Origin of the sequence: Desulfovibrio sp. ZJ369 (assembly GCF_011039085.1) — a bacterium.
Classification (GTDB): Bacteria; Desulfobacterota; Desulfovibrionia; order Desulfovibrionales; family Desulfovibrionaceae; genus Desulfovibrio.
The window spans coordinates 19762-40420 of sequence record NZ_JAAKEI010000023.1; the positions used below are offsets into that span (position 1 = coordinate 19762).

At 59.0% G+C, this 20659-nt stretch carries 13 protein-coding genes; 4 read left to right on the forward strand and 9 right to left on the reverse strand.

Annotated features, from left to right (window positions below):
• Positions 1–6: 6 nt before the first annotated feature.
• Together G7Y51_RS08735 and G7Y51_RS08740 are read right to left on the reverse strand one after the other, a co-directional pair.
• The gene (locus G7Y51_RS08735; RefSeq protein WP_165176581.1) at positions 7–1311 is read right to left on the reverse strand and encodes an aminotransferase class I/II-fold pyridoxal phosphate-dependent enzyme; all 1305 of its coding nucleotides are present in this window, start codon (positions 1309–1311) and stop codon (positions 7–9) included.
• Positions 1308–8738 (reverse strand): type I polyketide synthase, encoded by a 7431-nt coding sequence (locus G7Y51_RS08740; protein ID WP_277424687.1) that lies wholly within the window; start codon positions 8736–8738, stop codon positions 1308–1310. Before G7Y51_RS08740 ends, G7Y51_RS08735 begins: the two co-directional genes overlap by 4 nt.
• Here G7Y51_RS08740 and G7Y51_RS08745 point away from each other — a divergent pair.
• The gene (locus G7Y51_RS08745) at positions 8737–8940 is read left to right on the forward strand and encodes a hypothetical protein (RefSeq protein ID WP_165176585.1); all 204 of its coding nucleotides are present in this window, start codon (positions 8737–8739) and stop codon (positions 8938–8940) included. The genes G7Y51_RS08740 and G7Y51_RS08745 overlap by 2 nt on opposite strands.
• Positions 8941–9964: 1024 nt before the next feature.
• Here the strand turns inward: G7Y51_RS08745 and G7Y51_RS08750 are convergent.
• The 6 genes from G7Y51_RS08750 to G7Y51_RS08775 form a co-directional block, all read right to left on the reverse strand.
• Positions 9965–10978 carry a site-specific integrase gene (locus tag G7Y51_RS08750; protein ID WP_241160183.1) on the reverse strand — a complete coding sequence of 338 codons (1014 nt, stop codon included), beginning with the start codon at positions 10976–10978 and terminating at the stop codon, positions 9965–9967.
• Between the two features lie 915 nt (positions 10979–11893).
• On the reverse strand, positions 11894–13237 hold the full coding sequence (wecC, locus tag G7Y51_RS08755) for a UDP-N-acetyl-D-mannosamine dehydrogenase (protein WP_346773696.1): 1344 nt from the start codon (positions 13235–13237) through the stop codon (positions 11894–11896).
• Positions 13234–13482 carry a hypothetical protein gene (locus tag G7Y51_RS08760; RefSeq protein WP_165176589.1) on the reverse strand — a complete coding sequence of 83 codons (249 nt, stop codon included), beginning with the start codon at positions 13480–13482 and terminating at the stop codon, positions 13234–13236. The genes wecC and G7Y51_RS08760 overlap by 4 nt, the downstream gene beginning before the upstream one ends.
• Positions 13483–13756: 274 nt before the next feature.
• Positions 13757–15088 (reverse strand): DegT/DnrJ/EryC1/StrS family aminotransferase, encoded by a 1332-nt coding sequence (locus tag G7Y51_RS08765; RefSeq protein ID WP_241160184.1) that lies wholly within the window; start codon positions 15086–15088, stop codon positions 13757–13759.
• A 473-nt stretch (positions 15089–15561) separates the two neighbouring features.
• Positions 15562–16419, reverse strand: a complete 858-nt coding sequence (locus tag G7Y51_RS08770) for an AMIN domain-containing protein (protein ID WP_165176591.1) — start codon at positions 16417–16419, stop codon at positions 15562–15564.
• A 44-nt stretch (positions 16420–16463) separates the two neighbouring features.
• A complete protein-coding gene (locus G7Y51_RS08775) occupies positions 16464–17225 on the reverse strand; it encodes a tetratricopeptide repeat protein (protein ID WP_165176593.1) in 762 nt (253 codons plus the stop codon).
• A gap of 92 nt (positions 17226–17317) precedes the next feature.
• Here G7Y51_RS08775 and G7Y51_RS08780 point away from each other — a divergent pair, with 92 nt between their 5' ends.
• The gene (locus G7Y51_RS08780; protein WP_241160185.1) at positions 17318–17662 is read left to right on the forward strand and encodes a hydrogenase maturation nickel metallochaperone HypA; all 345 of its coding nucleotides are present in this window, start codon (positions 17318–17320) and stop codon (positions 17660–17662) included.
• 152 nt (positions 17663–17814) lie between these two features.
• A complete protein-coding gene (gene hypB, locus G7Y51_RS08785; RefSeq protein WP_165176597.1) occupies positions 17815–18474 on the forward strand; it encodes a hydrogenase nickel incorporation protein HypB in 660 nt (219 codons plus the stop codon).
• A gap of 36 nt (positions 18475–18510) precedes the next feature.
• On the opposite strand, the gene G7Y51_RS08790 is transcribed toward hypB, so the two are convergent.
• Positions 18511–19488: a peptidoglycan glycosyltransferase gene (locus G7Y51_RS08790; protein ID WP_241160186.1), complete on the reverse strand. Its 978-nt coding sequence runs from the start codon at positions 19486–19488 to the stop codon at positions 18511–18513.
• Between the two features lie 228 nt (positions 19489–19716).
• Between G7Y51_RS08790 and G7Y51_RS08795 the strand changes: the two genes are divergently transcribed.
• Positions 19717–20448: an SPOR domain-containing protein gene (locus G7Y51_RS08795; RefSeq protein WP_165176599.1), complete on the forward strand. Its 732-nt coding sequence runs from the start codon at positions 19717–19719 to the stop codon at positions 20446–20448.
• Positions 20449–20659: the final 211 nt, after the last annotated feature.

A 20659-nucleotide genomic window follows, 5' to 3' on the forward strand; every position in this document is an offset into this window, starting at 1 on the left:
TTCCTTTTAGTGGACCATCCGCGCCAGCGAGCGGCAGACCTGTTCGATATCGCGTTCACTGTGCAGGGCAGACACGAAAAAGCGCAAACGTGCCGCTTTTTCCTCTACCGCGGGGTGGATGACGGGCTGTACATTGATGCCCTCCGCAAAAAGCTGATTGGACAACGCAATGGCCTTGCGTGAGCTGCCCAGGATGACGGGGATGACGGCGTAACCCTGGGCAGTGCCCGCGTTAAGACCGGCTTTGCGGGCCAGACTCAGAAAAAAGGCGCTGCGATCCTGCAACCGGCGGACGCGTTCAGGCTCCCCCCGCATGATGCGCAGGGCCGTCAGGGCCGCGGCGGCCAGAGGCGGGGCAATGCCGACGCTGTAAACGAAACCGGGCGCGGCCGATTTCAGAATGTCCACCAGATCCCGGGAGCCGGCGATATAACCGCCGCAGCCGGCAAGGGTCTTGCTCAAGGTCCCCATCCAGATATCGATATCGGCCCCGGCGATACCGTGATGTTCCGCGCTGCCGCGGCCTGTGGCGCCAAGGACGCCCAGCGCATGCGCCTCGTCCACCATGAGCAGGGCGCCGTGACGGCGCTTGATCGCCACCAGGGCGGGCAGATCGGGCATGTCCCCGTCCATGCTGTACAGACCTTCGACCACGATGAGGACACGTTTGTACTGAAGACGGGAGGACGCCAAAAGCGCCTCAAGAGCTTCCAGATCGTTGTGGGGGAAGGCCCGGCGTGTGGCGCCGGACAAGCGGATGCCCTCCAGCGCGCTGTTATGGATCAGGCTGTCATGCAGGATGAGATCGCCAGAGCTGAACAGGGTGCTGATGGTGCTGACATTGGTGGCATGGCCGCTGACAAAGACGATGCAATCCTCCGCGTCATAGACGGCGGCAAGCTGCTTTTCCAGTTCCCTCTGGATGGGGCGCTCCCCGGCGACCAGGCGGCTGGCGCCCACAGAGGTCCCGTAGCGGGCGATGGCCTCCAGGGCGGCCCTGTTCACTTGCGGGTGGCCGTTGAGCCCCAGATAGTTGTAGTGGGAGAAGTTCAGGTATTCTTTCCCCCCGATCCTGGTCACAGCCCCCCCGCTGCCTTCGTGTACCTTGAAAAAAGGATTGCCTATGCCGAGGCGTTCGGCCGCAGCGGTCAGCATGCGCAACTTCGCCAGCGCAGGATGGCTGGCAAAGCCGGTCAGATCAGGATCAACCACAGGGGGCGTTGCACCATGCGGACGCGCCTGTCCGGCATCGCCGGCCTTGTGAGCCTTCCGTTGCAGGATGCTGTCGATGAGTGTGAAAGAAGAACTCATGCCTTGGTCCCCTCGGCAACTGCGCCATTCAGGATAGTGGCCGTTTCATTTTCATTGAGATCGACGGCGTGCCTGCGGGCCAGATCGGCAAGCAGGGCGTCTTCACTGACATTTTCGTCCACAGTTCCGGTCAGGCGGGCGACGATGCGTTCCGCGATCTGATCCACTGTGGGGGAATCCTGAAGCATCATGGCAGACAGGCGGACGCCGGTCCGCTGCTCAAGGCCGGCGGCAAGTTCGACCGCCATGAGGGAGTCCAGGCCCATGGACTGCATCCCGCGGTCCGTGGCGACCTGCTCCGTGGCAAGGCCCAGAACCTGCGCCACTTCGTCGATGCTGAGACGACGTATGATGTCCAGGACGTCCGCAGGGGATTTTTCGGCCAGGAGCTGCCGGATATCCGGCGTGTCCTGAAGCGCGGCCGGATCTTCGCTGTGGGTCACCAGGCCAAAGCGGGGACTGCTTTCCGGGAACATCCGCATGACTGTCTGCCAGCTAATGTTCGCCAGAATGTGCAGGCCGCTCTCGTCGAAGACCCTGTCCAGTGCGTTCATGGCTTCGGATGTCGTGAGCGGAGCCTTTCCGAGATGCTGCGTCAGACTTTTTTTCACAGTGTCGTGGCGCGCAAGATAGCCTGCATCGCCGACAGGGCCCCAGGCGATGCAGAGCGCGGGCAGGCCCAGGGCAAGGCGCAGCCGCGTCAGCCCTTCAAGGCCGGCATTGGCGGCGACATAGTTGGCCTGGCCGGGGTTCCCCAGGGCCACGCTTATGGAGGAGTACAGCACGAAATGCGTCAGGGGCAGATGGCGTGTGGCTTCATGCAGGTTCCAGGCGCCGCGCAATTTGGGAGAGATCACCTTGTCCAGGCTTGCCCTGTCCATCTGCGTCAGCCATCTGTCATCAAAGACGGCAGCCGCATGGATGACGCCTCCCAGGGGCGGCATGGTCGCCGTCACCTGCCCGATCAGACTGCGCACGGCAGCGGGATCCGTCACGTCACAGGCTTCGGCGCGCACGTTGACGTCCCGGGTCCGGAATTCTTCCAGAAGTTCTTCCACACCCGGCGTCGACATGCCGCGGCGTCCCACCAGCACCAGATTCCTGATGCCGCGCCTGGCCAGATGCCGCGCCGTTGCCAGACCGAAGCCGCCAAGGCCGCCGCTTACCAGCCAGGTGCGCGCGCTGTCCGGGGCTTCCGGGGCGGTCTGTCCGGCATGGACCGGCGGCAGGGCGCTCATATCGACGACGATCTTGCCGATATGCTGTGCCTGCTGCATGGCCCGGAAGGCAGCTATGGTCTGATCTGCCGGGAAAGAGCGGCAGGGCGGCGGGACGAGGTCTTTCGAGCGCAGCAGCTGCATGACTTCCTGGAAGAGCCGGGCCGCGATCTCCGGCCGGGCTGTGAGCAGCTGGTCAACATCAATGGCAAAGTAACTGATGTTTTCCCTGAACGGGCGCAAACCGATGCCGGTATTTTCCACAAAGTCACGTTTTCCCAGCTCCAGAAAGCGCCCAAAGGGCTTGAGCAGGCTGATGCTCCTGCGCATGGCCTCACCGGCCAGTGAATTGAGCACCGCATCCACGCCCTGCCCGCCCGTGGCGGACAGAACATCATCGGCGAAGGAAAGGCTGCGGGAGTCAAAAATGTGCGCAACGCCCATGAGCCGCAGAAAATCGCGCTTTTCATCGCTTCCCGCCGTGGCAAAGACCGTTGCCCCCAGAAAACGCGCGATCTGGATGGCCGCGATCCCCACGCCGCCGGCCGCGCCATGAATGAGGACGCTCTCGCCGGGCTGGAGGCGGGCCAGATGCCTGAGAGCATACCATGCGGTGAAGAAGACGGTCGGGATCGCGGCAGCCGTTTCAAAGGGCCAGTCATCGGGGATGCGCGTCACGGCATGCGCGGGGGGAGTGACATGGCTTGCAAAGCAGTTGGAGGCAAAGCCCGCCACATGGTCGCCGGTGCGGAGATCCTGGACGCCTTCGCCCACACGCGTGATTATGCCGGAGAATTCAAGTCCGAGGCAGGGACCGGCAAAGCCGTTTTCCACGGCATCATCGGTCAGCAGGCCCATGGTGAGCATGACATCACGAAAGTTGAGCCCCACGGCCATGACACGGACTTCAACCTGTCCCGCTTCAGGAGTCCGGACCGTATCCGGCTGCCAGCGGAGGTTGTTCAGTCTGCCCGGCACGGTAAAGTCCAGACGGCAACGTTGTTCCGTGACGGCCCGGACAGCCTTTTGGGGCATGCTGTCCACCCTGAGCACATAGCGCGCCTGCTGCGTCAGCAGGATCTCGTCGCTCTCCGTGCTGGTGAGGAATTCCCTGCCAAGACGTGCGGCCAGATCGGGGCAAGTCCCTGTCGCGGGGATATCCACGAGCGTGCAGCGCAAGCCGCCGTACTCCTGCATGATGACGCGGCCGAGGCCGGTGACGGCGCACTGGGCGGGGCAGGCAGTGTGATCGTCCGGCAGGACGGCCGCCAGGGAGCCGCCCCGCGTCAGGATCCACAATCTGGGCGGGCAGGCTTCCTGCTGCATGCAGAGGTGAGCGCAATGACGCAGACGGTCGAGGGTATCCGTCACCTTGTCCGTGCTGTCGCCATGACCGAGCATGAAGACGACATGATCGGCCGGGGCAGCGGCAATGTCTGCCGCATCACAGGAGCAGACGGCCTGCTGGCCATGTGCCAGAAGATAGCGGCTCACGTTTTCGGCCAGGGGAGCCGAGATGGCATCTGTCAGAAGAAGCCAGACAGCGGGCTGTTGTTCTTCTGTGTCCGCCGCCGCATCCCTGTGGGCAGGGGCAGCGGCAAGAAGCAGGAAGGCTCCTTCAGCCAGGTCCTCTGCCGCGGGCTCCCGGAAGATGCGGCAGGCGTCGAAGCCGTGAGTTTCAAGGATGCCCTGCCAGGCTTGTGGACCTGACAGCGAAGAGAGAACCCGGCCGCTGTGCGGATCCGTGCGCCACCAGGCAGGATCCAGACCTTCCACAAGATCCGTGCTCCAGTCGGGATAACGCTCCGCGACCAGCAGGAGGCCTCCGTCAGCCAGCAGGGTGCGGATATGGCGCAGCATGGCGTCATAATCCGGGAAGCTGTGCAGGGTATGGCGGAACAGGACGATGTCGAAACTCCGGGGAGCGGGCTCCCCTTGCAGGCCGTCCGTCGTAATGAGCCTGATGGCCGGATGCTGGCCATAACGGCCTTTGGCCTGCGCCAGCGCGGCATCATCCGGCAGGGCCAGCAGATAGCTGAAGGCGTCCTTCTGGAGCAGCATGTCCAGGGTCTCCGGCAGGGCGCCGGGGGCAGCGGCCACTTCAAGGATGCGCAGGGGCCTGTGTGCCGGCCAGAGAGTGGCCAGATGGCGGATAATGGCGGTGATCGCCGTATCCGTGCCCTGGACCGCGGGATCCAGATGCCGGCTTTCACGGGTGACGACAGCCTCCCGGATGTGCTTGAGGAGAGATTTTCCGTCCAGTTCCCCTCGCAGCACATCGCCCAGGCGTCGGCAGACACGTCCCAGGGGCAGGAGAGCTGGCAAGAACTGCGGCGCAAGACGGAAGGCTTCGGACCACAGCTCAGGGAACGTCGGGAGCCCGGCCCCGGGCGCGGGAACAGCGGCTCCGTCCGCATCAGTTTTGGGGAGCAGGCCTTCCCGGTCAAGGAGGTCACGCAGCCAGCCTTCACAGGCGGCGGATTGCAGTCCGTTGTCCGGCGGTTCCTTCAGGCAGTGGGCCGCCGCCGAGAGCGTCATGGCTTCCATGAGCGGCAGGATCTGTTTGAACCAGACCTCGCGTTGTGGAGCGCAGCCGGCAAGGGCCTTTGCGGCAACAGCGCACAGTTCTTCCAGGGGCGGCAGGGGGGCGGGGATGCGCGTGGCCAGGGGGGACAGCCAGGGGCGTATGGTCCAGGCATCCACGCGCTCCAGCCCCGCACGGGCCAGCGGCGCGGCACGGAAACGGCAGTTGCGGACTCTCGCAACCGGTCGGGCCGCATCGTCCAGCAACAGGAATTCCGCTGTCAGGGAACGGCGGCCGCACCGGCGTGAACGGCCGATGATCCGGCATACGGGCCTGGCGCTGCAGACAGTGATGCTGCCTGTGCCGATAGGGAGGAAGGCGAGGGCGGCCCCGGCATCCCGGACCGCATGGACCCCTGCCAGTGAATGGAAGCAGGCATCCAGTACCGCCGGGGGCAGGACAGAGTTCTGCTCATGCTCCCGTGAGGGGATGAGGTCGGCTTCAAAACAGCCTTCCGTCATGCGCAGTTCGTCCACGACACGGAACGTGACGCCATAGTCCAGCCCCAGCTTTGCGGTCAGGGCATACAGGGCCTCATGGCTCATGACCTGTGGCGTGCCGCCCGGCGGCGTTATGTCGGCCGGCGTACTTTCAGGCAGGACGATGGCACGCGCACGCGCATGCCGGGTCCAGTCGCCGGTTCCGAGGCGGGGACGGCTGCATATGCGGATAGAGCCGTCTTCAGGATCCAGACTGCACCGGACACACTGGGCATGGCCGTTCTCAAACACAAGGGGTGTCGTGATATCAAGAAATTCGAGCGTGATCTGCTCCTTGCCCAGCCCGAAACGTGCCGCGGCAAGAGCGATCTCCACATATCCGGCGCCAGGGAAGACAATGGCCCCGCCTACTTTGTGATCTGCCAGCCATCCATCCCTGGCGGGATCGAGGATATTTTCCCAGGTGGGGCAGGCCGCGTCCAGCGGCCAGCCGAGCAGGGGATGCCGGCGTTTCCGGGCAGGGCGACATTCGCTGGTGCGCGGATACCAACAGCGCTGTTTCTGCCAGGGATAGCGGGGCAGGCTGACCGTATCTGCCTTGCGGGGAAACAGGGCCTGCAGTTCGGTCTGTTCGCTCAGGAGGTGGAGACGCGCGGCCAGATGCGCGAGACGGGCCTGATGGTCATCATCGCGGGACAGGCTGGAAAGGATGCGTCCCTTGACGCCAACGGCCGTCAGGTTTTCCCGGATATAGTGCTGGAGGATGGGATGCGGTCCGATCTCCACAAAGATACGGAAACCGCGCCGGCCCAGTTCCTGGACAGCAGCGGCGAAATCGACCGGCTGGCGGACGTTCTGCCACCAGTACTCCCGGTTGAGGGTACTGCCCGGCCGGGGCCTTCCCGTCACGGTGGAGACAAAAAGGACATCCGTATCCCTGGACGGCGCGAGTGCCTGGAGTTTCAGGGCGAGTTCGTCCCGGACAGACTCCATCCGGCGGCTGTGGAAGGCATAATCGAGCGCAAGATGGCGGAAGAAAATGCCGTGCTGCCGCATCTGTTCCCCGAAGCGGGACAGGGCCTCAGGGCTTCCGGAAAGGGTTATGTCGTCCGGGGCGTTGATCCCCGCGATCTCCAGATCGTTTTCCAGACCATATTGCGCCATGATTTTCCCGGCAGCCTGCACGGAGACGGCGGCCGCGGCCATGCGCCCCATGCCCCGGGTCTTCCCCTGGGTACAGCTGCGCGCATGAATGATCCGTACTGCCTGCTCAAGGGAAAGGGCTCCGGCAGCCCAGGCCGCCGCGATCTCCCCGACGCTGTGCCCTGCGACGGCCTGGGGTCTGATCCCCTGTTCCTGCAGCAGACTGGTGATGCCCAACTGTATGGCAAAAAGGAGCGGCTGGCTGATTGTCGTGTCGTCCAGACATCCTTCCTCGCCATGCAGGAGCATGCGGACAGGCGAAAAACCTGCCAGCGGCAGCAGACGCCGGTCCAACTCGTCCAGCATCTGACGGAACACAGGGGATTCGGCATAGAGGTTGCGCCCCATGCCAGCCCACTGGGAGCCGTTGCCTGTATAGACGAAGACAATGCCATTCCCGCTGTCCGGGACCCCTTCCGTGACGATGGACGGAGGATTCCCGCCTTCCGCGAAGGCGCGCAGGGCAGGGGCGACCTCTTCAGGACTGCTGACGGAAAGGGCAAGGCGTTTTTCCCAGCGTTCCCGGTGGAAGGCCGCCGTATAGGCCATATCGTAAAAGGCCGGGGCCGCCTTCTCCCAGTATCCGGCATAGCGCGCCGCAAGATCCCGCAGGGCTTCATCCGTGCGCGCACTCAGGAATAAGGGAGGAAGCGCGGAGGCATCCTGTCTGTCCTCCCTGACGGGGCGCTCCATGCTCTGCACGATGAGGTGGGCATTCACCCCGCCAAAGCCGAAGGAGTTGATAGCGGCGGCATGCACTGCCCTGCCTTGCAGGGGCATGCCCGATGCCGCGCAGACGACATGCAGTTTCTGGAAGTCAATATGCGGGTTGGGAGTGAACTCCAGCGGCATCGGAGGCAGCTCGGCCCGCTTCAGGGCAAGGATGGCCTTGACCAGGCCCGCCATGCCGGACGCCGGTTCCAGATGCCCGAAGTTCGCTTTGACAGAGCTGACGGGAATGGGCTGCTGCCGTCCCGTGCCGTAGACAGTACCGATGGAGGCCGCTTCAACAGGGTCCCCCACGGGCGTCCCTGTGCCGTGTGCCTCAATGAAATCAATGTGTTCCGGAGTGAGTCCGCTGCGGTCAAGGACGTCACGCATCAACTCCGCCTGTGCCTCGGCACTGGGGATGGTCAGGCCCGATTTGCGGGCGCCATCCGCATTGACCCCACTGGCCAGAATGACCGCATGGATATGGTCCCCATCCTTTTGCGCCTGTGCGAGAGGCTTGAGCAGAAGAACAGCGCCCCCCTCACCGCGCACATAGCCATCGGCCGCCGCATCAAAAGGACGGCACTGTCCGCTGGCCGACAGCATGGACGCATGGCTGAAACCAATAAAAGAATAGGGGTGCATGAGCAGGCTCACGCCACCGGCCAGCGCTATGGGGATCTCGCCATGACGCAAGGCCTGACAGGCCTGGTGCAGGGCGACCAGCGAGGAGGAGCAGGCGGTATCCACCGCCATGGAGGGACCACGCAGATCAAAAACATAGGAAAGACGGTTGGCTGCGATGCTGAGGGTATTCCCTGTCATGGAATGCGCCGTCATACTGGCCAGGTCCGCCAGAGCATGCTGGCCGTACTCCATCCCGGAGATGCCGATATAGACGCCGCACTGGCTCCCGGCCAGGGCGGACGACCTTAGCCCGGCATCCTCCATAGCTTCATAGGCCATTTCCAGTAAAAGCCGCTGCTGGGGATCAAGCCAGGCAGCTTCGCGGGGCGAAATACCAAAAAAACCGGCATCGAACTGATCTGCCTCGGACAGGATCCCTGCGGCGAACGTGACGCTTCGCCCAGGTTCGCTGCGCTTGGGGTGCTGCAATTCCTCCACAGGCCAGCGATCCGCCGGGATACGAGAGATGCCGCGCTTGCCCCTGCTGAGCATGCGCCACATGCTGTTCTCGTCGTCCACGCCGCCAGGAAAACGAAAGGCCATGCCTGTGATGGCAATCGCAGTAGGATGTTGCGGCGAGTTCATGAAAGTCGTTGCCCCATGGGTTTACCGACAGACGCACTGTTGGTGGCTCCTGGAGCATATTGCTTTTGAAACGCTCGCTCAGGCGTTTATCTCTGCTGTCGTCATTCGTAAGGCGGCACAGCCGCCACCGGCTGACGCGCGCGGCGGGCATGGCTTCGACCTGCCAGAGAGTTTAGCTACTTTCATTAGCAAAACGCTCTAAAAAATCGGTTGGAGTGTATGACTTTTAGAGCGAGAAGCGATAAAAAAAGTGTTATCCGTGCATGGCAAGGAGGCAATATGGAGCCAACATGCATAAAGTATGGTTCAATCGCATGTGTCAAAAATTGGTTTCTTCATGGCAAACAACACGATAAGTGTAAGGAATGCTGGTATCAGTTCACAAAAATGACCCAAAGGGGAAGATCAGAACGAGATAAGATATTAGCATTGTTATTTTATCTGTCTGGCATTTCTCTGCAAATGACGGGTAAAATTATTTGTGTGAGCACTCAAACAATACTGCGATGGGTTAAAATGGTTATTATAAGTACGCAAAAGAAAATGAAGAATTGTTAAAAAAAAGTTAAATTTGAAGAAATTGATGAAATGCACCATGTTATTAGTAAAAAAACACCAAATTTGAAGATGGAAAGTTATTGACCATACAAGCAAAGTTTTTATCGGGGGGATATGTGGTGATCGCAGTACCCAAACCCTGCTGAAAGTCAGTAAAAAATCAATATACTGAAAACAAAACGTATTTTTACGGATAAATACGCATGCCAGAGCAATTTCACTTTGAAATTGCTCTGGCGGCCGCGGGAGCGGACGCCCGCGCCGAATGAGCCTGAAAACCACGCTTTTCAGGCGAAATGATGGCAGCGCCGCTTTTGAAATTGAATAATTTCAAAAGCAAAATGCTCTATGTTGAAGTGACAGGTTCCCGATCACTGTGCCAGGGAAGAGCCAATACCTGCCAGGTGGAGCGGAATAACTTTTTGCAAAGGCATTGACTGGCGGGATTCCATCGTCGTACTTGTGTTGCCAGTCGCTCTCAGAAAATGGTGGACATGAGGTTGGCTTTGCTTGCCAGGTTCAGGGTCAATGGCAGAATTGATGAATTTTTATCGCTCCTAACGTGTCAACTCTGCCAATAGCTTGCATCCAAAAGCTATCCAGGGTATATTGTTTCCAAGCAATTATCGACAGTGCGTCTGTTGATGATAGCATGATTTTTCGCGGTGTTATAATTTCTTGGTGAAGTGCCGCGTATGTGACCGCCTGGAACATTTTTCCAGTGCGGTAATTTTTTTTCGCCTTGACAGAAAAGATGGCGGCGGGAGTGGGGGAGACTGGCAAAATGGTGGTCCAGATGGCTCCAGCAGGTCGCGGCTGGCGGGGATGCGGTTCGTGCCCAGGGGCCACTTTTTTCTGGGGCGCGAAGGTGATACGGCAGGCGTACTTCCGAGGAGTATGCCTATGGTGCCCGCGGCTGCCAGCAGGGAATCGTGCCCCATGTGGGCATAGCGCATGGTCGTGCGCGGATCACGGTGGCCCAGCAGGCGTTGTACCTCATAGAGCGAGTGACCCGCATTGACCAGGATGCTGGCAAAGGTATGGCGCAGGTCATGGATACGCACATCGGCAAAATGCAGCTGTCGGCGCAACTGGTTCCAGAACAGGTAAATGTCAGCGAGCGGCCTGCCCGCTGTGCGCCCGGGAAAGAGCCAGGGGCAGCCAGGACGGCGTGGTAAATGGCGGATAATCGCTACGGCCTCGTCGGAAAGGATAATATGGCGTGGGCGGTTCGACTTGGAAAGGGGCACTGTCAGCAGATGTTGCTCCAGGTGGATATGCTCCCAGCGGGCCTTGAGGATCTCGCTCTTGCGTGCGCCGGTCAGCAGCAGGAGCTGCAGGGCCTTGGCCTCCAGGCGCGGGGAGTGATGCAGGGTCTGCAAGAGCCGTCGTGCCTCATGCCGCGCCAGGTATCTCTCCCGCAGTTGCCGGATCGGGAACGGAGCGATGCCCATGCACGGCGAAACAGGCAGCACTCCCCGGATGACCGCCAGCGAACAGACGCTCTTGAAAACGCTCAGGATGCGGTTGCAGGTGGCCGGAGCAAGCCCCTTGGCAGCCAGGGAGCCCAGCCAGGCCTCGACGTCATTGCGCGAGATATCCTGCAGCGGATGCCGGGCAAAGATCGGCAGGATATGCTGCCGCAGTATGCGCTCATCGACTTGCCAGCTGCGCTTGCGCATGCGGATATAAGGGACATAAAGCGACAGGATAATATCCTCCAGCCGCTGTGTGCCTGCTGCATGTCCTGTCCGTTTTTTTCGCTTATGAGCGGATGGTGATGGAGTATTTGCAGCGGCAAAGAGTGGACGGTATGCCATAGAGCGCCTCCTGATCGGTAAGAGGAGCGACAGGCCACGGTCTGGCGGCATACTGCTGCCGCTATGGGCGTCAGCTCCATTTGGGTGGGTTGAACCAGGAAGGGGGAGCCCCCTCTTTTCTGTGCCAGTTTAGGCTCAGGACGCGCTAATTGCCAACGCTATTCTAGAGCGGTTTGCTGTTGAAAACGGCAACCGCTCTGGCGGCCGCTCCGCGGACGCCAGAGCCGGCGGTAGCCGTTAGCAAGCTTTGCTTGCTTGCGCCAGCCGTTGGCGAGTCTGCGAGCCTTACGGATGGCGACAGCGGTTTCGTTGAATGTTTTTTGTGGTAACTAATTGCTGTCTCCATCCGTAGCTTCCTTCGTCGCAACGGCTGGAGCACGGATAGCGACAGCGGTTGCGTTGGCTGGCTGCCACAGTAACCCGTTGCTGTCTTCATCCGTAGCTTCCTTCGTCGCAACGGCTGAAGCCTGGACGCGAAATGATGGCAGCGAAGTGATTGAAAATGAATATGTTCAATCAAAAAAATGCTCTTGTGGACCACAACTGGTTTCAGGCGCTCGGAGCAAGGAATAGTTCATTTGTCACGCGCCTCAAGCGGAACGTTGCGTGTACATTGCTGGAACGCCGCCTTGTGAACCGGAGACACGGCGTAACCTCAGACCTCGTCATTGAGATCGCCACACATGGGAAAGCGCTGCGCCTGCACCGAACAGTAATGTTGCGCGCCATATATCCGGCCAAGCCATCCCCGCCTGGTCATTGATGTTTCCAGAAATTTCAGAAGGGGAGTATCTGGAGTGCCCTTATCTGCCATGGATCACTTCCTGCCCGCTCTGGCGTCATGCTTGCCGCCTGTTTGCCTCGCCAAAGGCCGCAGGCGTCAATAACGGTTTTTTGTACAAGTCTGTCCGCAGCAATGTTGAGGAATGGCGTGTGTTTGACCAGAGCCACAATGATGTCCCCGTCTTGCAGGCAGTCCTCCAGATCCGCCTTCCGGACATTGGGCCTGTTCCCCAGGGATGGGGGGAGAGTCTGGATGTAAGGTTCACAGATGAGCAGATTCACGTTTGCTTCAGCCAGGGCTTCGGCAATGGCCAGAGCCGGGCTTTCCCGCAGATCGTCTATATCCGGCTTGAAGCTCAGGCCAAGGCAGACCACTGTGGGATTGCTCTGTTCCGCAACAGCTTCCAACGTCCGGGCAATAATCGCCTTCGGCTTGGAGTCGTTCACTTCCCGCGCCAGACGAAGCAACCGGGCTGTTTGCGGCGCGGAATCCACCAGAAACCAGGGATCGACCGCTATGCAGTGCCCACCCACACCCGCGCCGGGCTGTAAAATGTTCACGCGGGGATGCCGGTTGGCAAGCTCAATGACTTCCCAGACGTTCAGATCAAGTTCCTGACACAGCATGGACAGTTCATTGGCAAAGGCAATATTGACATCCCGAAAAGAGTTCTCGGTCAGCTTGATCATCTCTGCCGTGCGCGAGTCTGTGCCCTGTACCGAACCGCTGACAAAGCGTTTGTAAAAATCCACTCCCTTACGGGTCGATTCCTGATCAATGCCGCCGACAATGCGGTCATTTTCCACCAGCTCGTGCAGAATGCGGCCAGGTAAAACCCGTTCCGGGCAATGGGCCACATACACCGGTTCAGAATTGCCGGGAGAATCTTGCCCGATCCGTAAATCCGGTCTCATGTCAGCCAATAATCCCGCCATTCTTTCTGTTGTGCCGACGGGGACTGTTGATTCCAGAATAACAAGATTGCCGCTGCGCAAAAAAGGGGCAATACAGGCAGCGGCGGATTCTACATAACTGAGATCAGGCTTATGCTTGTCTTTGAAAGGCGTAGGGACGCAGATAATAAATATCTCTGCTTCTCTGGGCTTTGTATCCACTGTGAGATGACCGGACTTCAAAGCCGATTTTACCATAACATCCAGTGCCGGTTCATAAATAAGACATTTTCCATGCCGCAGACTCTGGATCAGCTTGTCATTGGCATCCATTCCGGCCACACAAAACCCTTTTGTGGCCAGCAGGCTGGCTGTCGGCAAGCCTATATATCCCAATCCGAGGATACATACATCAGGTATTGTAGGCATTGTTTGCTGCTTCATTGATTTGTTCCAGCCTGATTTTTTCTGACAATTTTCAATGATTGTAAAAAATGCCTGGCAAAATCAGGGAACTTCTGGCAGGCCTCATTGAGAAGTGTGTCATCTCCTTTTTCCGCACTTAGAGCATTTTCTCTTTGAAAATGCTCTGCTGACGCGAAAGCGGCAGCCGCCGCAACGCGGCGTACATTCAGGCGAAAACCGCGTTTTTCGCCTGAATGCCACCTTTGACTTTCATAAAAAGTCAAAGGTAATCTGCTCTAGTTTGAAAAAGTCTGCAAAGACGCCATTGGCAAGGGCAGCCAGTCTTATGAAATATCGACCATTGAAATGGTCATTCACAGCCTGATAGGTGGCAAGTTCCACCATACCATGCTTTCTACGGTGCTCAAGAGACGAAATAAATGAATCAGCGTAGGCAGGCTTTTTTATGTCGGCGATATACGGACATGACACCCGGAATAAATATTTACCATACAATTACCCTTATTATCCAGACTATAGAGCACAAGTATGTATTATCTACAATCTATGAAGTTCAGATTTAATGCTTTCCGCTATACGATAAATATATTCGTTCGAAAGGTCGCTGTATCCAGGCAGGCAGAGTACCCGCCGCGCCGCATCCTCAGCCACAGGGCAGGATATCCGCCATTCCTCTTTCAGGTATGGCAATGTGTTCAGCGCCGGGTAAAAGTAACGGCGGGGAATAATATTTTGTACGGACAAGGCCGTTTCCACGCGAACACGACTTTCTTCATCCGGTAGCAGAATCGGATAATATACGTTATTCCATTCCAAGCCTTCACAAATGGACGGATACTTCAAGGGCAAGCCGTCCAAAGCCTGATCATACATGGCGTGCAGTTCTTTGCGCCGCGCTATCTCTTCATCCGTTCCGGCCAAAAGGGATAAGCCAAGGGCGGCATGAAGCTCGCTCATCTTGGCGTTGATCCCCAGACTATAGTGATTGTCGTTGATGTGGCCAAAGGCACGGGCAAGCGACAACGCATTATGCGCTTCAGCATTGTGTGAAACTACGCAACCACCTTCTGCGGTATGGAAAATCTTTGTCGCATGGAAGCTGCATATGCTGTAGCCACCGTAATCCAGAAGGCTTTTTCCCTTATATTTTGAACCAAATGCCTGTGCGGCATCATAAATGATGGTTTGACCATATTCTTTACAGATGGATTCCAGAGCTTCAACATCACAGGCAAGACCATAAATATGAACAGGAAGCACGCCAGCAATATCTGGTTCTTTTTTAAGACGATCACGAAGTAAATCAGGCGAAAGGCAAAGGCTGTCAGGATCAATATCTATGAAAACAGGCTCACAGCCAATCCAAAGCAGGGCTGACAGCGTAGCCACATAGGTATATGGAGTAACTGCAACTTTTTTTCCTGCCAGTCCTGCGCATTGCAAAGCCAGCATGAGAGCAGTCGTTCCGTTATTGCAGGCAAGGAGATGAGAAATACCAAGATATGCGCTTAATGAATATTCAAGTTTTCGGACATAATTCCCATTATTGGTAATCCATGCAGATTTAAAAATATCTCTACATTGCCTGAAGAAAAAATCTTCATCAGGCATTCGCGATTTTGTAATATATATTTTATTGTCATTATTCATTGCTAGATAGAGTACACTCATTGCATCTGTTGTCGAGAAAAAGAGAAACACAGCCTCATAGACCTGCCCTTTGGCAGGTTCCGGCTTGAGCCATACAATTTCTTGCCAACAGGCGTATTGTTGGTAACCGCTTGATTTTTTAATACCCGGAAAGGGCCGTTTGTCAAGATAATCGCTCAGAAAGAAAACTATCCCTCCGCCTTTCAAGAAAAATTTCATAATAATTTCAATATATTGAAATTATCATTTCGCCTGTTTTGCCACAATCACCAACAATACGCCTGTTAGAGCGTTCTGCTAATGAAATTAGCTAAACGCTCTGGCGACAGAGTTAGCTGGCGTCCGCGCCGGCGCTAGCCGGTAGCAAGCTTTGCTTGCGCCAGCCGCTGGCGAGTCTGCGAGCCTTACGGATGGCGACAGTAGAGACAGGCGCGGCGAAATTGACTTGCGCCGTTGCGCGCCGGAGCGAGCGTTTCAAAAGCACTATGCGCTAAGAAAACAGGCCTTGCGATCCCTTGAAGGCGGGAGCTTGCGCACGGTTTGCGGCGTTGGCCGGAAAGCGCCTCAGGCGCAGGCAAAATGCCGCGTACTGCACGCAAGGGAACAAAGGCAGCCTTGAGCACGCGCAAGATCCTTTACCCGGGCAAAAAGCCGAGCCTTCCGCCCTGGCAGGACCGCGGAGCAGGCGGACCTTACTGATCCACGCGCACGTCCAGGGTATTCCTGTCCTTGGAGAGCACAAAGCGGGTGCGCGCGGGTTTTTCGGACAAATCAATGACTACCCTGGTTTTGTCCGTCATCTTGCCGATGCGCACATTGTTCACCAAGGCATTTTTAGGCACGCCCGGGGCCTTGATTTGCCATTGCCCTTCCAGATCCACCACAAGCCTTTCCGGATTGGTCAGCGCCATGGTTTTGTAACGGATGGGCACGGAACCCACAAGGCGCACAGTGGCCCCTTTATCGCGCGCAAAGATCACAAAACGGCTGATGCTGCGTTCTCCGCCTGCCGCTTTTGCAGCGGCGGGGGCATTGTTGTTTGCCGTCTTTTCCGTTTTGGGCTTTTCAGCTCTGCTTTTTCCGGTTTTGCCTTTTTCCGCCTGGGCCGGCATGTCGGCTTTCTTCTGCTGCGCAGCGGGAGTTTCGGCAGGCGTCTTTTCCGCGGCCGGAACAGCAGGCGGTTCGGCACGGCGAGCCGCGTCGGCCTGAGGTTCGGGCATGGTGTTTTCCTGCGGCAAAGCCTGGGGGACGTCACGCTCCACTATGGGCGCATCCTGTCCGCCCTGCGGGTCAACGGGCAGAGGCGGCAGCGCGAGTTCCTGGCGGCCTTGCTCCCGGCTCGGAGTCGCAGGAGAGGTAAGAGCGTTGTGAGCCTGCTCAGACGGCAGCGTGGGCAGGCCTGCGTTGCCCTCAGGAGAGGCGGGCGCGCCGGATTCCACCACAGGGGCCGATGCCGGTTCGGATTTGCGGCCCAGGCGCTCGTTAAGCATGATCAGCGCCATACCCAGCACACAGACCGCCAGAATAAGACTGAGAATAACTTTATTCATGCCGTGAGGCTCCTGCCGAAATGGCGTGGCTGCGCTTCGGCGGTTCAATGAGCCCGCAAGGGGAGGCTCTTGTCGGGCCGAAGCTGTTTTTCCTTACTGATCTGGGCCAGCATCCGGGGGTAAAGAGTTTCATCGGCGTCCAGTCGCATGGCCATGTGGATGTGGGCGGCGGCTTCATCATAGAATTTCAACGCGCACAGGATGCGGGCCAGATTAAAGTGCGCGTGGTCGTCCTCCGGAGCCAGTTCAAGCACGCGTTTGCCGAAAAGCAAAGCCAATTCGGGCTGGGAGCTCTTGCGCAGTTTGACCCCGAAATCGCGGAACATATGCTTGTGGGTCGGCATAATATTGTCTCTGGAAGCCGCAAGCTGCTCCAGGGCGAGAATCGCGGCCTGACGTTCGCGCGGGCGTTTCAGGCGCAAGAGAGCCTTGCGAAAGCTCTCGCGCAGGCCGCTCTCGATTTGTTTGGCTCTGCGCGCGGCTTCCAGGGCGCGCACGCGGGCATCTTCCGGGTCCGGGTCGTGCGGGCCGGGCGTGGAAATCTGGGGTTGAGGCCCATCCGTCAGATGGCTAATATCCAGCATGGTCACGGGCATGGCCAGGATGGAGGGCTCGGACCTGAAGCGGGCGGCAAAGTCTGCCGCGCTGACGCGTTCCGGCGTGGACATGGGCTGAAAGGCCGTGTCCAACTGTTGTACGGCGTACTCCTGCGACGCAAGCTCCCAGACGAAGAAAAGCGTTTTGCGCGAACCGTCCGCCTTGCCGGAGGCAAAAGAGTACACGCCTAAATATTTGGGTGGACGCATGGGTAAAATGTACATCATTTGCGCCGAATGGCAAGATTGCCCCGTACCCTTTACGCGGCAGGGCCTTTCGGGTACTGTGAGGAATGCACGAAATGGCCATTGCTCAAAGCCTTCTGCGTATGGCGGAGGAAGAAATAGCCGCCAAAAACTGCAGCCGTTTGGAAGTGGTGCGCGTGGAATACGGCGCGCTCGCCGGCGTGGTGCCGGAATCTCTGGAGCTGTGCTTTGAGGCGCTGATCAAAGGCACGCCCCATGAAAGCGCGCGCCTTGAACTGATCCGCCTGCCCCTGCGTCTGCGCTGCCCGTTCTGCGGCGAGGTTTTCGGCGGTGAAGGCCAGGAGGCCCTTTTGCAGCCGTGTCCGGGCTGCGGGGAGCAATTCGGGCATGTCGTGGAGCAGGGCAAGGAATTGATCCTGAGTCATCTGGAAGCCCGCTGAAGGCGGGGAAAAGATTTTATCTCTCCAGAGGTTGCCGGGAGAAGCGGTTTTCAGCCGGTATTTCGCTTCTCGCCTGCCGGGAGAGAAAACGCAAGCCTGTTGAACAGCCCCCTTTGCGACGGCTGTTTTTCGTTACAGTGAGGAGAAAGCGCATGCAGATTCCCGTTGTCCGCAATGTTCTGGAAGCCAATGAAAAAATGGCCGCGCAGGTGCGCCGGCGGCTCAGTGAACGCAGCATCCTGGCCCTGAATCTGATCAGCTCTCCCGGCGCGGGCAAGACGGCTCTTCTGGAGCGCACCCTGCGCGATCTGGCCGGCGAGTTTCGCATGGCGGTCATTGAGGGCGATTTGCAGACGGACAACGACGCCCGCCGGGTGGCGGCCACCGGCGCGCAGGCCGTGCAGATCAATACCGATGGCGGCTGCCATCTGGACAGCAATATGGTTCTCTCGGCCCTGGACAATCTGGATCTGGCCGGGCTGGATATTCTGTTCATTGAAAATGTGGGCAACCTGGTATGCCCGGTGGAGTTCGACTGCGGCGAGGATGCCAAGGTCGCTCTGCTGAGCGTGGCCGAAGGCGACGACAAACCTGAAAAATATCCCCTGCTCTTCAATCTGGCCAAAGCGTTGGTGCTGAACAAGATTGATCTGCTGCCCCATGTGGACTTTGATCTGGATCGCGCCCGCGCCTTTGCCACCAGACTGAACAAGGATCTGGCCATATTTGAGCTTTCCTGCCGCAGCGGGGCAGGCCTTGAGAGCTGGTATGCCTGGCTGCGCGAAATGCGCGCGGCAAAGAAAGCGTCGTAACGCGGGTGCAGGCTGCCTTTGCAAGGCTCCGCCGTTTCAACGGCCGCCTTCGCCCGCCGCATACGCGGCCACGTCCACAATCAGCGTGCGGGAAGCCGGCCGCAACGTCAACGTAAACAACTGCACATCCTTTTGCGGCGCGTCGGCATTGGCCAGCGCGGGCAGCATGGCGGCGGGCGCCAGCATGATCGTGGCTTCGCCACGGCCGGATGCAAGAAAGTAGTCAAGGGCCTTTTGCAAAATATCCTTTTGCTTCATCGGATCCAGAGCTGTCATTTCGGTAAAGTTCATATCCAGACCGGGCAGTTCCGCCTGCCAGGGCCTGTATCCCTGGGCGTACAGGCTGCGCAGCAGCACGGCAAGGTTTTCGGCAGTGAGAGGCCGCCGCAGTTCCAGATGATCCAGAAGATCCGGCCCTTGCGCGGATGGTTTGCCCGCAGCGGGCGGCTGCCCCGGCGAAAGGCGCGCAGCCCAGGTCAGGCCGGCGAAACCCAGGCCTGCCAGCACGGCGTCGTTGTCGTCGCGCGGCGGGTCGGGGGGCAGCAGGCCGCACACTTCGCGCATGCTCATGCCCGGACGAAACTGATCCAGCGCGCAAACCGGCCTGCTGTCCGGTCCCGGCAGCAGACTTTGCACCGTACCGTTGAAATGGCGGCTGATCTTGTTGCGCATGTCCAGAATCAGACAGGCGGCATGATCGCCGCAAAAGGTGAGGCGGCGCGTCTGCCCGATGGGCACGGCCTTGAAGGAGCAGAACGCCAGGCCCGTGTCCAGACGCAGATCCGCTGTGCCGCCGGGATTTTCGATTTCATCCTGGCCGCCGGGCTGCATGTCCAGACGCACAAAAAAAACACGTCTCTTGGATGTGAAACGAATATTGAGCAAATCGCCGCTGGATTGGTTGCTGATTGCCAGGGCGGCATCTTCCGCGGCGGCCGGAGTTTGCGCCAAACTCAGAGCACAGAGAAACAGGCAGAGCAAAAACAGCCTGAAACGGCGTTGCAAGAGGTTCATGGCGAGCTCCGGTTGCAGTGTTGAGGCTTGCACTTTAGCAATGTCCGGGGGGCGCTTGTCAAGCCGCGCCCCTTGCCGGCGCAGCGTGCATGCCCCAAAACAGCCGCGGCTTTTGCGCGCTTTACGCTTCTGCGCTCTGTTGCTATGTTTCGCAGCGCAAAGCTTACGGCAATCAGGAGTTCCGCCCTTCCGGCGGCAGGAAACGGCAATCGGAGGCAGAGTAGAGACATGGCTTTTGTCACAAAAAAGCCCAACGCGGGAGACCAGAACCCGGAACGCAGCACGCCCCTGCGTTTCTCGTCGCTTCTGACGCTGTGTTTTTTGGTCCTGGCGGCCGTTGTCCTGGCCTATGTGGCAGGAGTCATGAGCGGGCGCGCATATTCGTCACGCCAGAGCTCCGCTGCCGTGCAACCCGCCGCCCACGCAGCGGCCGGAGATTCGCGGGATGGTGATGCGGCCGCGGCGCGGGAGACTCCTGAAAAAGACCCGCAGATACTTGCTCCTGAGGAGCTGCGCTTTGCTCTCGCCTTGCGTGGCAGAGCAGGCGAGGCTGCCGCGCGGGAAGCGGGCGGGGCGCAAGCTGCTCAGGGCGGCGGGGCTGACCAGGCCGCGGCGGCAGCTCCTGCTTTCCGGCCCGCAATCCCCCCGGCAACCGTACAACCCGCTGTTCCCGCCCCCGGCGCTGCCGGAGAAATGCCCCAGCCCCAGGCCGCAAATCCGGCCGCCATGTTTGATTATGTCTTTCAAGTGGCGGCTTTCAAGGATGAGGACAGTGTCGACGCCCTGCGTCAGCGTCTGGAGGGCAGAGGATTCCGCACCCGTATGCAGCGCGACGGAAAGTTGTATCTGGTATTCGTGCTGTTGCGCGGTGATACGGCCAGGGCCGCTGAAGTGCCGCAAATCATGCAGGAAATGCATTTGGGCGAGCCCATTGTGCGCAGCCGCAAGCCTGCCCTGTAAGAAGCGTGCCCACCGCGCGCGTCAGCCGTTGGCGGCTGTGCCGCCTTGCGGATGACGACAGCAGAGACAGGCGCAGGCGAACTTTAGAGCAATTTCACTTTGAAATTGCTCTGGCGGCCGCGGGAGCGGACGCCCGCGCCGAATGAGCGTCCAGACCGCGTTCTGGACGCGAAATGATGGCGGCGCCGCTTTTGAAATTGAATAATTTCAA